General features: G+C 70.0%; 12 protein-coding genes. 8 read left to right on the top strand and 4 right to left on the bottom strand.

Annotation, left to right across the window (positions count from 1 at the left end):
- Positions 1-6: 6 nt before the first annotated feature.
- The 4 genes from mmsB to ACMW4R_RS04545 all read right to left on the bottom strand — a co-directional run bounded on the left by mmsB (position 7) and on the right by ACMW4R_RS04545 (position 4711).
- Positions 7-1227 carry a multiple monosaccharide ABC transporter permease gene (gene mmsB / locus ACMW4R_RS04560; protein WP_058595194.1) on the bottom strand — a complete coding sequence of 407 codons (1221 nt, stop codon included), beginning with the start codon at positions 1225-1227 and terminating at the stop codon, positions 7-9.
- Between the two features lie 5 nt (positions 1228-1232).
- On the bottom strand, positions 1233-2762 hold the full coding sequence (mmsA, locus tag ACMW4R_RS04555; RefSeq protein WP_418299286.1) for a multiple monosaccharide ABC transporter ATP-binding protein: 1530 nt from the start codon (positions 2760-2762) through the stop codon (positions 1233-1235).
- 66 nt (positions 2763-2828) lie between these two features.
- Positions 2829-3947: a multiple monosaccharide ABC transporter substrate-binding protein gene (chvE, locus tag ACMW4R_RS04550; protein WP_058629756.1), complete on the bottom strand. Its 1119-nt coding sequence runs from the start codon at positions 3945-3947 to the stop codon at positions 2829-2831.
- Between the two features lie 194 nt (positions 3948-4141).
- Positions 4142-4711, bottom strand: a complete 570-nt coding sequence (locus ACMW4R_RS04545) for a nucleotidyltransferase family protein (RefSeq protein WP_418299887.1) — start codon at positions 4709-4711, stop codon at positions 4142-4144.
- A gap of 51 nt (positions 4712-4762) precedes the next feature.
- On the opposite strand from ACMW4R_RS04545, the gene ACMW4R_RS04540 reads away from it, so the two are divergent.
- From ACMW4R_RS04540 to ACMW4R_RS04505, 8 genes are all read left to right on the top strand, one after another.
- Positions 4763-5728: an XdhC family protein gene (locus ACMW4R_RS04540; protein WP_418299285.1), complete on the top strand. Its 966-nt coding sequence runs from the start codon at positions 4763-4765 to the stop codon at positions 5726-5728.
- Positions 5725-7023 carry an amidohydrolase family protein gene (locus ACMW4R_RS04535; RefSeq protein WP_418299284.1) on the top strand — a complete coding sequence of 433 codons (1299 nt, stop codon included), beginning with the start codon at positions 5725-5727 and terminating at the stop codon, positions 7021-7023. Before ACMW4R_RS04540 ends, ACMW4R_RS04535 begins: the two co-directional genes overlap by 4 nt.
- 5 nt (positions 7024-7028) lie before the next feature.
- Positions 7029-7649: a helix-turn-helix domain-containing protein gene (locus tag ACMW4R_RS04530; protein WP_418299283.1), complete on the top strand. Its 621-nt coding sequence runs from the start codon at positions 7029-7031 to the stop codon at positions 7647-7649.
- The gene (locus ACMW4R_RS04525) at positions 7646-8593 is read left to right on the top strand and encodes a PDR/VanB family oxidoreductase (protein WP_058595189.1); all 948 of its coding nucleotides are present in this window, start codon (positions 7646-7648) and stop codon (positions 8591-8593) included. The genes ACMW4R_RS04530 and ACMW4R_RS04525 overlap by 4 nt, the downstream gene beginning before the upstream one ends.
- A gap of 301 nt (positions 8594-8894) precedes the next feature.
- Entirely contained in the window at positions 8895-9533 is a 639-nt protein-coding gene (locus ACMW4R_RS04520) for a Fic/DOC family protein (protein ID WP_058595188.1), read from the top strand.
- 200 nt (positions 9534-9733) lie between these two features.
- Positions 9734-10999 carry an amidohydrolase family protein gene (locus tag ACMW4R_RS04515; protein WP_058595187.1) on the top strand — a complete coding sequence of 422 codons (1266 nt, stop codon included), beginning with the start codon at positions 9734-9736 and terminating at the stop codon, positions 10997-10999.
- Positions 11000-11024: 25 nt separating this feature from the next.
- Complete coding sequence (locus ACMW4R_RS04510) at positions 11025-11801, top strand: ABC transporter ATP-binding protein (protein ID WP_206542529.1); 777 nt, start codon at positions 11025-11027, stop codon at positions 11799-11801.
- On the top strand, positions 11798-12688 hold the full coding sequence (locus ACMW4R_RS04505; RefSeq protein WP_058595186.1) for an ABC transporter permease: 891 nt from the start codon (positions 11798-11800) through the stop codon (positions 12686-12688). The genes ACMW4R_RS04510 and ACMW4R_RS04505 overlap by 4 nt, the downstream gene beginning before the upstream one ends.
- Positions 12689-12763 lie beyond the last annotated feature (75 nt).

The following is a 12763-nucleotide window of genomic DNA, read 5'->3' as shown; positions in this document are numbered from 1 at the left end:
ATCCGATCACGCACCGCCGTTGCGGCGCTTGTTGAAGATGTCGAACGCGACGGCCAGCAGCAGCACGATGCCCTTGATCGCCATCTGCCAGGCGGCATCCACACTGAGGATCGACAGGCCCATGTTCAGCACGCCCATGACGAGACCACCGACGACGGCGCCGATCACGGTGCCGATGCCGCCCTGGACGGCCGCTCCACCGATGAACACGGCGGCGATGGCATCCAGTTCGTAGTTCTGACCGGCGGATGCCACGGCGCCACCGGCGCGAGCGGTGCTGACCACGGCGGCCAGGCCCGCGAGCACGCCCATGTTCACGAAGATGAAGAAGTTGACCCACTTCGTCTTCACACCGCTCATCACGGCGGCGAACAGGTTGCCGCCCATCGCGTAGACGTGACGACCGAAGGTCGTGCGGTTGAGCACGAACGTGTAGGCGAGCACGAGCACGGCCAGGATGATCAGCACGATCGGGGTGCCGTTGTAGGCGGCGAGGGTGAAGGCGACCGCCATGATCGCGACGGCGGCGATGGCGTTCTTCGCCCAGAACGACCACGCGACCTCGCGGGGCAGTTCGAGGCGACGCAGCGTCGCCCGCGTCCGCAGCTGCTGGGCGATGAGCGCGACCACGGCGACGAAGCCGAGGACCACCGTCAGGGAGTCCCACACGCCGACGTAACCGAGGATGGGCGGCAGCCAGCCGGCGCCGATGGCCGTGAAGCCGTCGGGCAGACCCGCGATGGTTCCGCCCGTCAGGAGCACGAGGGTCAGACCGCGGAACAGCAGCATGCCGGCGAGCGTGACGATGAACGCGGGTATGCCGACGAAGGCGACCCAGAAGCCCTGCCAGGCACCGACGACGGCGCCCACGGCGAGCGAGAGGATCACGGCCAGCCACCACGGCAGGCCCCACTGGTTCATCGCGATCGCCGCGATCGCGCCGACCATGGCGACCACCGAGCCGACCGACAGGTCGATGTGCCCGGCGATGATGACCATGACCATGCCGATCGCGAGGATCAGCACGTAGGCGTTCTGCTGGATGAGGTTGTTGACGTTGCCCGGCATGAGCAGTCGCCCGCCGGTGAGCACCTGGAACAGCACGATGATGATGACCAGGGCGGCGAGGATGCCGAACTGCCGGAAGTTGATGCGCGACAGGATGCCGCGGCGGCGAGGCCCGGGCTGGGTCGGCGCTTCGACCGTCTGGGTGGATGCGGTGGCCATTGCTGTCAGTTCCTTCCGGCGGTCATGTGCCGCATGAGCGTCTCCTGGGTGGCATCCGCGCGGCTGACCTCGCCCGTGATGCGCCCCTCGGAGATGGTGTAGATGCGGTCGGAGAGGCCGATGACCTCGGGCAGCTCCGACGAGATGACGATGACGGCCTTACCCTGGGCCGCGAGTTCGTTGATGATTCCGTAGATCTCGTACTTCGCGCCGACGTCGATGCCGCGGGTGGGCTCGTCGAGGATGAGCACGTCGGGTCCGGTGAACATCCACTTCGACAGCACGACCTTCTGCTGGTTGCCGCCGGACAGGCGTCCGGTGATCGCGGCGACGCTCGGGGCCTTGATGTTCATCTTGTAGCGGTACGAGTCGGCGACCTTGTACTCGCGGTAGCGGTCGACGACGCCCAGACGCGCGAGGCGGGCGAGGGCGGATGCCGAGACGTTGACCTGGATGTCGCCGATGAGGTTGAGGCCGTACTTCTTGCGGTCCTCGGTCGCGTAGGCGATGCCGTGCTTGATCGCGGCGTCCACCGTACGTACATCGATCGGCTGGCCGTTCTTGTAGACCTCGCCCGAGATGCCCGTGCCGTACATGCGACCGAAGATGCTCATCGCGAGCTCGGTGCGCCCCGCGCCCATGAGCCCCGCGAAGCCGACGATCTCGCCCGCGCGCACCATGAACGAGGCGTTGTCGATCACGACGCGCTCGGTGTCGACGGGGTGGTGCACCGTCCAGTTCTCGACGCGGAACAGCTCCTCGCCGATGTCGGGCTCGCGCGGCGGGAAGAGGCTGTTGAGGTCGCGGCCGACCATCGCGCGGATGATCCGGCCCTCGTCGGTGTCGGGATCGTCGCGGCGCATGGTCTCGATCGTCCGGCCGTCGCGGATGATCGTGATGCGGTCGGCGATGCGGAGCACCTCCTTCAGCTTGTGGCTGATGATGATGCAGGTGATGCCCTGATCGCGGAGCTGATCGATGAGGTCGAGCAGGTGCGCCGAGTCGTCGTCGTTCAGCGCAGCGGTGGGCTCGTCGAGGATGAGGAGCTTGACCTCCTTGGCCAGCGCCTTCGCGATCTCGACGAGCTGCTGCTTGCCGACGCCGATCTCGTAGATCTTCGTCGCGGGGTTCTCGCGCAGTCCCACGCGCTTGAGCAGCTGGGCGGCCGCGGTGTTCGTCGCGTTCCAGTCGATGACGCCGCGCTTGGCCTTCTCGTTGCCGAGGAAGATGTTCTCGGCGATCGACAGGTACGGGCTGAGCGCCAGCTCCTGGTGGATGATGACGATGCCGGCGGCTTCGCTGTCGTTGATCGAGCGGAACGCCATCTCCTCGCCCTCGAGGGTGATGCTGCCCTCGAAACTGCCGGCCGGGTAGACGCCGCTCAGCACCTTCATGAGCGTGGACTTGCCGGCGCCGTTCTCACCGCAGATCGCGTGCACCTCGCCCCGGTGGACGTCGATCGACACGTCGGCGAGCGCCGGGATGCCGTTGAACGACTTCGAGATCCCCGACATGCGCAGGATCGGTTCGGTCATGGTTGTCCCTCCGTCAGGGATCGAGCGACGGGGCGGGCCGAAGCCCGCCCCGTCGCGAAGGGTGAATCAGAGTCCGACGTCGGACGCCTTCAGGAAGCCCGAGTCGATGAGCTTCGACTGGACGTCGTCCTTCACGACGACCTCGGGGGTCAGCAGGTAGGAGGGCACGACCTTCTTGCCGTTGTCGTAGGTCTTCTCGTCGTTGACCTCGACGGTCTTGCCGTCCTTGATCTCCTGGATCATCGTGAACACGCGGTCACCGAGGGCGCGAGTGTCCTTCCAGACGGTCATCGCCTGAGCGCCGTCGAGGATCGCCTTGACGTTGGCCTTGTCGGCATCCTGGCCCGTGATGATCGGGTAGTCGGCGCCCGGGGTGTATCCGGCCGACTTCAGCGACGCCTCGATACCGATGGCGAGGCTGTCGTTGGGCGAGAGCACCACGTTGACCTTCTTGCCGTCGCCGTAGAACGACGAGAGGCGGTTGTCCATCTCGGCCTGCGCCTTGTCGGACGCCCAGCCCTGGATGCCGATCGACGCCCACGCGTCGTCGTCGGCCGGCGACTTACCGCTGGGAACGACCAGCTGGCCCTTGTCGACGTACGGCTTCAGGACATCCCAGGCACCGGCGAAGAAGAACTTCGCGTTGTTGTCGTCGGGGCTGCCGGCGAAGGGCTCGAGGTTGAACGGGCCCTTGCCGTCCTTCAGGCCGAGCTGGGTCTCGATGTACTGACCCTGCAGGGTACCGACCTTGTAGTTGTCGAAGGTGGCGTAGTAGTCGACGTTCTCACTGCCGTTGATGAGGCGGTCGTAGGCGATGACCGTGGCGTTCTGCGCCTTGGCCTCCTGCAGCACCGGGCCCAGGGTCGATCCGTCGATCGCGGCGATCACGAGGATCTTCGCGCCACCCGAGATCTGGTTCTGGATCTGGCTGATCTGCTGGTCGGTCTTGTTGTCGGCGTACTGCAGGTCGACGGTGCAGCCGGCGTCCTGCAGCTTCTTCTGCAGCTGCTCACCGTCGTTGATCCAACGCTCGAGGCTGCGGGTCGGCATCGCGATACCGACGTTGCACTCGGTGCCACCGCTGGCGGCGTCGCCGCCACCGGAGGTCGCGCGCTCCGAGCTGCACGCTCCGAGACCGACGGCGAGAGCGGCGATGGCCGCACCGGTCAGGATTTTCTTCAGCATGTGATCTGCGTTCCTCTCTGAACTGCAGGGACCCCCATGGTCGTACCCGTGCCCTCCCCGGCACAGATCGGGTACGCCTTCGTCCCGGCTCTCTGGTCGCCGTCGCAATTATGACGGCTCCGAAAAATTATCCAGCCGAGGGGGTTTTGTCTATAGCCACGTCAAAATTCATCCCGGCCGTGATCAGACCGTGATCAACGCTCGTCGCGGTCCCTCCCGGACCACAGATCACCGCACTCCACGAGCTCGGCGTTCTGCGCGATCAGGTACGGCCGGGCCCCGATGTCGCCGCGCACCGCGGCGCTCACCGCGTCCCAGTGCGCGCGTCCGATCAGCACGGGGTGTCCGGGTGACCCGTCGTAGACCGCCTGCGCGAGCGCGTCGGGCTGTGCCCGACGGACGAGGCGCGCGATCGCCGCGGGGGTGGCATCCGGGGTGTCGACCGGCATGACGATCGCGGCCGGAGAGGTCCCGGATGCCGCGTGCGCGAGGCTCGCGCGAAGGGGCGCCGAGACGCCCGACGCCCAGTCGGGAACGGGCACGACCGTGGCGTCGGAAGGGACGAGCGGAGCGGCTTCTTCGAGCGACGCCCCGAGCGCAACGAGGATCTCGCCGCACCCGCCCGCGCGCAGCGCGCGGACCGCGAGGGCGATCCAGGGGGTGCCCGCCGGGGTGCGGGCGAGTGCCTTGGGGCCGCCGAAACGGCGCCCGGCACCGGCCGCGAGGACGACTCCGCAGGGCGGTTCGAGGGCGGCGGCGGGCATGGTCACGACAGCGTAGCGTGCGCGAAACACGCCCCGACTACCGTCGCGTCCATGCTCGATCTGGCCGCCGACCTGCTGCCGTTGCTCGACGCGGACGTGCCCGTCGCCGCGGTCACGGTCACCGCGGTCGTGCGCAGCGCGCCGCGCGGAGTGGGCGCCACGCTCGCCGTCACGCGTGACGCGCGGGTGATCGGGTCGATCTCGGGCGGCTGCGTCGAGAACGACGCCGTGATGCTCGGCCTCGACGCGCTGCGCACGGGAGAAGTGCGACGCGCACGCTTCGGTTTCTCGGACGACGGCGTCGTCACGCCCATCGCCGCGGGACTCGCGTGCGGCGGGGCGGTCGACGTCGTGGCCTACCCGGTCGAGGGTGCCGCGGTGCGGGCGGCCTTGGGGGACGCCCGCGCCGGCCGGGAGGCGACGCTTCGCCTCGACCTCGACGGCGAGCCGCTCGACCTGCACCGACCCGCCCTCCCGCGGCTGATCGTGCTGGGTGCGGGCGAGCACGCCGCCGCCCTCTGCCGCCTCGGTGCCGCCGCGGGCTTCGCCGTCACCGTCTGCGACGACTGGGCCCTCCTCGTCACGCGCGAACGGTTCCCGGATGCCGCCGAGCTCGTCGTCGCGGCCCCCCACGACTACCTCGAGACCCTCGACTCCCCCGATGCGCGCACCGCCGTGTGCGTGCTCACGCACGACGAGCGGCTCGACGTGCCCGCGCTGCGCGCCGCCCTGCGGATGCCGGTGGGCTTCGTCGGCGCGATGGGCGCGCGGGCCACGGTCGCGCGTCGCGCGATGCTCCTCCGCTCCGCCGGGGTCACGGATGCCGAGCTCTCACGCCTGCACTCCCCGCTCGGCCTCGACCTCGGCGGCGCCACTCCGGGAGAGACGGCGCTGTCGGTGATCGCCGAGATCGTGGCATCCCGGAACTCCGCCAGCGCGCGGCCCCTCCGCGAGGGGCAGGGGTCCGTGCGACGGCGAGACGCGGCGGCGGAGTCCTGCGCGGTGAGGAGCGCGTGAACGCTCTGGTCGTGCGCGGCGCGGTCGCGGTTGTCGACGGCGTCGGCGGAGTGCACACGGGAGATGTCGTCAGCGTCGACGGAGTGATCGTCGACGGCCCCGCCCCGGCGGGCGCTACGGTCGTGGATGCCACCGGGTGCGTGGTCACGGCGGGTCTCGTGAACGCTCACCACCACCTGCTGCAGACGGCGTTCCGGACGCTTCCCGGCACCCGCGGCATCCCGATGCGCGAGTGGCTGCCGGCGATGGCGGCGGCCTACACCGCCGCGGGAGTCGACCCCGAACTGACCGGACTCGCGGCACGCGCCGGTCTCGCCGAAGCGCTGCTGAGCGGCGTCACGACCGTCGCCGACCACCACCTCACCTGGCCGAGCGGCGCCGACACCGTCGGCATGGCGCGGGCCGCGGCGGAAGCCGCCGCCGGGCTCGGGGCACGCCTCGTGTTCGTGCGGGGAGCCGCGCGCGACGATCCCCAAGAGGCCGCGGCCTCGGCCGACACGATCGTGCGCGCGCTGGTCCCGGGTGCCCCGGGCGGGGTTTCCGCCGACGGGATGCTGCAGGTCGCCGTGGGACCCGCCGGGGTGCACAGCGACCCGCGAGAGACGTTCGAGCTGCTCGGCGAGGCCGCCCGCGAGCACGGGCTGCGCCGACGCACGCAGGCCAACGAGGTCGTCGACGTCGAGATCGCGCTGGATCGCTACGGCGCGCGTCCGCTCGACCTCCTCGAGGAGTGGGGCTGGCTCGCCCCCGACGTCACCCTCGCCCACCTGTGCGACGTCACCGATGACGAGATCGCCCGGGTCTCGGCATCCGGGGCCTCCGCCACCCACGCACCCGGCTGCGATGTGCCGATGGGCTGGGGCATCGCCCCCGTGCGTCGGCTGCTCGACGCCGGCATCGCCGTGGGTCTCGGGACCAGCGGCGGCGGCAGCAACGACGCGGGACACCTGCTCGCGGACGCACGCCTGGCGATGCAGGTGTCGGCTCTCGTGGGGCCGCAGCTGCCGGCATCCGACGTCCTCTCGCTCGCGACGAGCGGCTCGGCGGACGGGCTGGGGCGGCCCGAGCTGGGCCGCCTGACGCCCGGGGCCGCCGCCGACCTCTGCCTCTGGGACGTCTCGGGAGTCGCGGATGCCGGCGTCGCCGACCCCGTGGCCGGGCTCCTGTGGGCATCGCCGGGACGGCGGCCGCGCACGGTCGTCGTCGGCGGACGCCTCGTCGTCGACGAGTGGCGCCTGCTGACCGCCGACGAGGACGAGGTCGTCGCGCGACTGTTCGAGAGGGTGGGACGATGACGACCATGGCTCCTGCGACATCGGTCGACGATTCCCCCACGGGTGACGAGATGCTCGGGGCCCGGGTACGGGGGCTGCGCAAGGCGCGCGGGCTCACCCTCACGCAGCTGGCCGAGGCCGCCGCGCTGTCGCACCCCTTCCTCAGCCAGCTCGAGCGGGGGCTGGCGCGTCCGAGCATGGCGAGCCTCGAACGCCTCGCGCGCGCACTGGGAACGAGCCGCGTCGAACTGATCGCCGCGTCCGAGCCGCGCCGCACCGACGCCGACGCGGAGCCGTCGTTCGTGCTCGCCGACGAGGGAGCGATCGGGCCGTACGCCGAGGGCACGGCGCGACTGCTCGCGGACGGACCGCGCCGGTTCGAGCCGCTGGAGTTCTCGGGCTCGAACGCCGCGCCGGGTGACCACTACATCCACGAGGAGGACGAGTTCCTCACCGTGCTCGAGGGCACGATCGTGATCTCGTTCGGGCCGTTCGGCGAACGCCGACTGACGGTGGGGGACTCGGTCTACTGCCGTTCGGGCACACCGCACCGCTGGCACTCCCCCGACGGCTCTCCGTACCGGCTGCTGATCGTCAAGGAACTCGTGCACGGATCGGTGGATGACGGGAGCCAGGGAGACACATGAGCGGTGGAGTGACCTTCGAGGCCGTCGTCCGAGAGCGACGGGAGGCCGCCGACGGCGTGATCGTCCTCGATCTCGAGCGCGCGACCGGAACGCTTCCGCACTGGTCGCCGGGCGCGCACATCGACGTCGTGCTGCCCGGCGGCATCGAGCGCCAGTACTCGCTGTGCGGGTCGCCGAGCGAGCGCGGCACATGGCGCATCGGCGTGCTGCGCGAGCGGGAGGGCTCGGTGTGGCTGCACGAGAATGCTCAGGTCGGCGCCGCCCTGCGGGTGCGCGGACCCGCCAACCACTTCCTCTTCGCCCCGACCGCCGGCCGCTCGTACGTGTTCGTCGCGGGCGGGATCGGCATCACGCCGATCGTGCCGATGATCGAGGCTGCCGAGGCCGCGGGCGCGAGCTGGACGCTCCTCTACGCGGGCCGATCGCGGCGCACGATGGCCTTCGTCGACGAGCTGGTCGAGCGCTACGGCGAGCGCGTCGAGGTGTACGCGGCCGACGAGGGGCGCCGCCTCGACCTCACCGAGCGCTTCGGGACGCCGACGGCGCGGACCGTCGTGTACTCGTGCGGACCGGCGCGCTTGTTGGAGGCCCTGGAGGACGCGATGGCCGGCTGGCCGCGCGGCAGCCTGCACCTCGAGCGTTTCGAGGCGAAGGTGCTCGGCCCGCCGGTGTGGAGTGAGCCGTTCGAGGTCGACCTCATGATGTCGGGGATCACGGTGACGGTCCCGCCGGAGCGCTCGATCCTCGACGTCGTCGAGGAGGCCGGAGCCGTCGTGCCGTCGAGCTGCCGCGTCGGCACCTGCGGGACGTGCGAGGTCGCGGTGGTCGACGGCGAGGTCGAGCACCGCGACTCCGTCCTGTCGCCGGAGGAACAGGATGCCAACCGCTCGATCATGGTGTGCGTGTCGCGGGCGGCGTGCGAGCGGATCACGCTCGAGCTCTGACGCGGGCGGGTCGCCCTCACGGCAACTTCGCGCTCCTGCGGACCGGAGGGGCAGAGGGTGCTGAACGGCTGAATGGTAGACTGGACGAACGTCGAGAGGGGGCGTGCATGGTACGCGTACTCACGTCCGCGAAGCAGGGAACGATCAGCGCGGCAGACCGCGTGTCCTTTGCAGACGCAGCCCTCGCCGCGGCGGGTCACGAAGTCGTCGATCCCGCCCTTCGGTCTCTCGTTGCTCAGGCGGCCCGCCATGAGATCAGCGGCGATCAGGCCATTGCGGCGATACGCCGCCATGTTCAAGGATGACGCCCCGCGGCACCCCGTTTCGTACCTGGAATGACTACTTCATTCCAGGTACTTCCGTTTTGAGGAACAAGCTCGGGGAGTCGGATCAGAGCAAACTCACCGCGATGGAAGAGGCGATCACCGCCGTTCGCCTGGGCGAGCTACGCGAGAACCCGATTGCGGGCCGCTTCGACTACGAGCACATGAAGGCAATCCATAAGCACGTCTTCCAAGACGTCTACGAGTGGGCCGGACAGGAACGTGTCGGGCCCGACACGCACATGGAGAAGGACGGGCACCGCTACTACGCCGCTGGCCCCGCTCTGACAGAGGCGGCGGAGCAGCAGTATGCCGGGCTCGCCGCGAAGGACTACCTCCGGGGACTCGACCACGAGGCGTTCGTCCGGGAGCTCGCCGAGGTGTGGGGCGAGCTCAACGTCGTGCATAGCTTTCGCGAGGGCAACACCCGCACGCAGTTCGTGTTCTTCTCGCAGCTTGCCGAGAATGCCGGCTACCGGATCGATACCGCAGCGTTCGCACCCGCATCACCGCTTCGCAAGGAGTTCGTCGAGGCACGATACGAATCGCAGCGAACCGGGAGCAACGCACGACTGGCCGCGGTCCTCGGGAAAGTGATCATCGCGATCCCGAGCTGAACTGCCCGCCCGCGGGACAAGCCCCGAAAGGTTTGTCACGAGGGTCACGCCGAGGAAATACAGCGGAAACGCGTGGTTCCTAGCATCGGAACATCGCCGGATGTTGGTCACACCAACACTGGCCGGCCGCCTCAGGCGACCCGCCCCGATGCCGTGGCTCCCGTCTCGACGACCGTCTACCCGACTCCTCGGAGGCCCCCGTGTCTGCCGCTCCACCCGTCTCGATCGCCGCGCTCCGCGGTGCGCGCCTGCCCTCCGGCGCGCTCGTCGACATCGCGCTCGACGGTGACGAGGTGCTCGCGGTCGTCCCGGCGGGGAGCCCGCTCCCCGAGACCGACGGCGAGACCCTCGACCTCAGCGGCTACCTCGTCACCGCCGCCGGCGCCGAGCCGCACGCGCACCTCGACAAGGCGCTGTCGTGGGATGCCATCCAGCCCCCCTTCGGCGACCTCGAACGCGCGATCGAGAGCTGGCACGCCTTCGCCGTCACGCTCGACGAGGACGAGACCCTCGGGCGGGCGCGTGCCACGGCGCTGCGGATGCTGGCATCCGGCATCACCTCCGTGCGCACCCACGTCGACCTCCTCCGCGGCGACGACCCCCTCACGGGCGTGCGCGCGATGGTCCGTCTGCGCGACGAACTCGCGGGCCTCATGGACATCGAGCTCGTCGCCCTCGGCGGACCCACGATCACCGACGACGTCTTCGAGGCCGCGCTCGACGCGGGCGTCGACCTCGTGGGCGGCGCACCCCACCTCGCCGACGACCCGATCGCCGACCTCGAGCGCCTCATCGCGCTCGCCCGTCGCCGCGACGTCGGTCTCGACCTGCACACGGACGAGAGCCTCGCCGGTGCCGACACCCTCGCGACGTACGCCCGCGCGGTGACCGGCTGGCATCGCCCCCGCAGTGCCGGCCACTGCGTGCGCCTGAGCATGATGCCCGCGACCGATCTCGCGGAGCTCGCCGAAGAGATCCGCGTCGCCGACATCGGCGTGATCGCCCTGCCCATCACCAACCTGTACCTGCAGGGATGGGATGCCGATCACGCGGTGCCCCGCGGCATCGCGCCGATCGGCCGCCTCAAAGCCGCCGGCGTCCGCGTCGCCGCGGGAGCCGACAACGTGCGCGACCCCTTCAACCCCGTCGGACGCTGCGACCACCTCGAGACGGCATCCCTGCTCGTGTCGGCGGGTCATCTCGCTCCGGCCGAGGCGATGGATGCCGTGACCGTCGGCGCGCGCGACGTGATGGGCCTGCCCGCGGCGGGACCCGTGCCGGGAGCCCGTGCCGACCTCGTCGCCGTCCGCGCCGACTCGATCGGCGAGGCCGTGGCGTTCGCCTCGGCCGACCGCGTCGTCGTCCACCGCGGCCGGCTCGTCAGCCGCACCACCGTCTCGACCCGAACCGCCACTCCCCTGCCCACCGAACCCTCCCGCGCCGCCGCACCCGCGACGACTCCCTGAACCCGACCGGAAAGTGAGCGCCCCCGTGACCTTGGCCTCTCCCGCTCCCGCAGACATCGCGGATCCGACCGCGCCCCTGCTGGACTTCCGCAACGTCGCCATGACGTTCCCCAACGGCACCACCGCCCTCTCCGGCGTCGACCTCACGGTCGGTCGCGGCGAGTTCGTCAGCGTCGTCGGCCCCTCGGGCTGCGGCAAGTCGACGCTCCTGCGCATCGCCTCCGGTCTCGAGACCGCGAGCGAGGGCACGGCGACCGTCAACACCGACCGCATCGGCTACGTCTTCCAGGACGCGACGCTCCTGCCCTGGCGCGACGTGCAGTCGAACGTCGAGCTGCTGGCCGAGCTGAACTGGCAGCCCAAGCGCGTCCGCACGCCGAAAGCCCAGTGGGCGATCGACCTCGTCGGACTCAAGGGCTTCGAGAAGCACCTGCCCAAGCAGATGTCAGGCGGCATGAAGATGCGCGCCTCGCTCGCCCGCTCGCTCACCCTCGACCCCGAGCTCTTCCTCTTCGACGAGCCGTTCGGCGCGCTCGACGAGATCACCCGCGAACGCCTGAACGACGAGCTGCTGAAGATCTTCGTCGAGCAGAAGTTCGGCGGCCTCTTCATCACCCACTCGGTCTCCGAGGCCATCTACCTCTCCACCAAAGTCGTCGTGATGTCGGGTCGCCCCGGCCACCTCGTCGACACCTTCGAGATCCCCTTCGACATGCCCCGCGACCCCGAGATCCGCTACACGGCCGAGTACGCGAAGCTCGTCGGCGAGGTCTCCCACGCCCTTCGGGAAGGACACTCATGAGCACCACCTCTGCAGAGCCGGTCGCCGCCCTGTCGCCCGAGCCCACGGCATCCACTCCTCCGCCCACTCCGCCGAAGAAGAGCACGCCCGCGCGTCGTCGCGGCTTCGGCGCCCGCGCCGCGTCGATCCTGCCGCCGCTCGGCGTGCTGGTCGTCCTGCTCGGCGCCTGGTACGGCGTCTCGATCGCCCTCGCGGCGTCGGGCAAGGGCTTCCTCATGCCCATGCCCCACGAGATGTTCACGCAGGGCTTCTTCGACCCGCAGGTCGGCGCCGACATCTGGATCTCGCTGTTCCGCACCACCGGCGTCGCCCTCACGGGTCTCGCGATCGCCATGATCATCGGCATCGGCTGGGCCATCGCGATGTCGCTGGCGCGCTGGGTCGAGCGGTCCACCTACGCGTACGCCGTGATGCTCCAGTGCATCCCGATCCTCGCGCTGGTGCCGCTCGTGGGCTTCTGGTTCGGCTACGAGTTCCTCGCCCGCGTGATCGTCTGCGTGCTCATCGCGCTGTTCCCGATGGTGTCGAACACGCTGTTCGGTCTGCAGTCGGTCGACAAGTCGCAGCGCGAGCTCTTCCGCCTGCAGAAGGCGGACAAGTGGACGGTGCTCACCAAGCTCACGCTCCCCGCCGCCCTCCCCTCTATCTTCGTGGGCATGCGCACCTCGGCCGGCCTCTCGGTCATCGGCGCGATCGTCGGCGACTACTTCTTCCGCCGCGGTGAGCCGGGCATCGGCTCGCTCATCTCGAACTACCAGTCGCGCCTGCAGAGCGCCGAACTGTTCGCCGCGATCCTCGCGGCGTGCCTCCTCGGCGTGGCGATCTTCGCGTTCTTCGGCTGGTTGTCGAAGGTCGCCGTCGGCCGCTGGTACGACAGCACGCGCTGACCCAGACCCCGGATGCCACGGCCTCCCGCCGCGTCACAGGCGGGGAGGCGGCATCCGGCGTACCCGAAACACACT

The sequence above is a fragment of the Microbacterium sp. S1037 genome, assembly GCF_048381605.1.
GTDB lineage: Bacteria > Actinomycetota > Actinomycetes > Actinomycetales > Microbacteriaceae > Microbacterium > Microbacterium testaceum_B.
The sequence above is the reverse complement of the archived record's forward strand: the minus strand, read 5'-3'. Positions and strand labels throughout refer to the sequence as shown.

Excerpts from the sequence above, each read along its gene's own strand:
- mmsB (WP_058595194.1), bottom strand. The coding sequence starts at position 1,227 with ATGGCCACCGCATCCACCCAGACGGTCGAAGCGCCGACCCAGCCCGGG.
- mmsA (WP_418299286.1), bottom strand. The coding sequence starts at position 2,762 with ATGACCGAACCGATCCTGCGCATGTCGGGGATCTCGAAGTCGTTCAAC.
- chvE (WP_058629756.1), bottom strand. The coding sequence starts at position 3,947 with ATGCTGAAGAAAATCCTGACCGGTGCGGCCATCGCCGCTCTCGCCGTC.
- ACMW4R_RS04545 (WP_418299887.1), bottom strand. The coding sequence starts at position 4,711 with ATGCCCGCCGCCGCCCTCGAACCGCCCTGCGGAGTCGTCCTCGCGGCC.
- ACMW4R_RS04540 (WP_418299285.1), top strand. The coding sequence starts at position 4,763 with ATGCTCGATCTGGCCGCCGACCTGCTGCCGTTGCTCGACGCGGACGTG.
- ACMW4R_RS04530 (WP_418299283.1), top strand. The coding sequence starts at position 7,029 with ATGGCTCCTGCGACATCGGTCGACGATTCCCCCACGGGTGACGAGATG.
- ACMW4R_RS04525 (WP_058595189.1), top strand. The coding sequence starts at position 7,646 with ATGAGCGGTGGAGTGACCTTCGAGGCCGTCGTCCGAGAGCGACGGGAG.
- ACMW4R_RS04520 (WP_058595188.1), top strand. The coding sequence starts at position 8,895 with ATGACGCCCCGCGGCACCCCGTTTCGTACCTGGAATGACTACTTCATT.
- ACMW4R_RS04505 (WP_058595186.1), top strand. The coding sequence starts at position 11,798 with ATGAGCACCACCTCTGCAGAGCCGGTCGCCGCCCTGTCGCCCGAGCCC.